Annotated in this window: 1 protein-coding gene; it reads left to right on the forward strand. The window is 66.8% G+C overall.

The annotated features are described in order from the left end of the window. Positions 1–136: 136 nt before the first annotated feature. Positions 137–578, forward strand: a 442-nt coding sequence (locus RMCB_RS34225) for a helix-turn-helix domain-containing protein (protein WP_407662176.1), incomplete at its 3' end; no start/stop codon positions are given.

The raw sequence follows: 578 nt of genomic DNA on the forward strand, positions 1-578 counted from the left end.
TGATAGTGGCGTGCCGGTGCGGCAAGCTGCTGGGCAGCTGGGGATTTCGTGGCAGCGGTGTTATCGGATTTTGCAGGCCACTGGGCGTGCGCGTGGGTCATCGGGCACCCGGTGGGGTCAGCTGGATCGCGAGTTGGTGGTGGCGGTTTTTCGTGCGACCGGGTCGATCCGTCGGGCCGCCAAGGCCAGTGGGGTTTCGCAGGGGCGGGCACGTCGGGTGCTCGTGGCGGGCGGGCTCATCGATGAACACGTCGACCTGACAGCGCCAAAGAGGCAGGCTAAGCAGCGTTTCCATGAATTGCTGCAGCAGGGCTGGTCGGTGAGGCAGGCCGCCGGTGAAGTGGGTGTGCACTCACGTACCGGCCGGGATTGGCGCGCCGGGATCGTCAAAGTGGGCGCGACACGGACCTACCCGGACGGCACGGTGGTCGACTATGCCAGCGGCACCCGATATAGAGCGAAGGTGACAACGCTTCCTGCCGGGTCACCGGTGATCAGCTCGCGATATCTCTGCCTGGCCGACCGCGTGGCCATCGCCGACGGCCTGGCCTGCGGGCGAACCTTGAGTGCGATCGCCG

This window comes from Mycolicibacterium brisbanense (assembly GCF_001570425.1).
Lineage (GTDB): Bacteria > Actinomycetota > Actinomycetes > Mycobacteriales > Mycobacteriaceae > Mycobacterium > Mycobacterium brisbanense.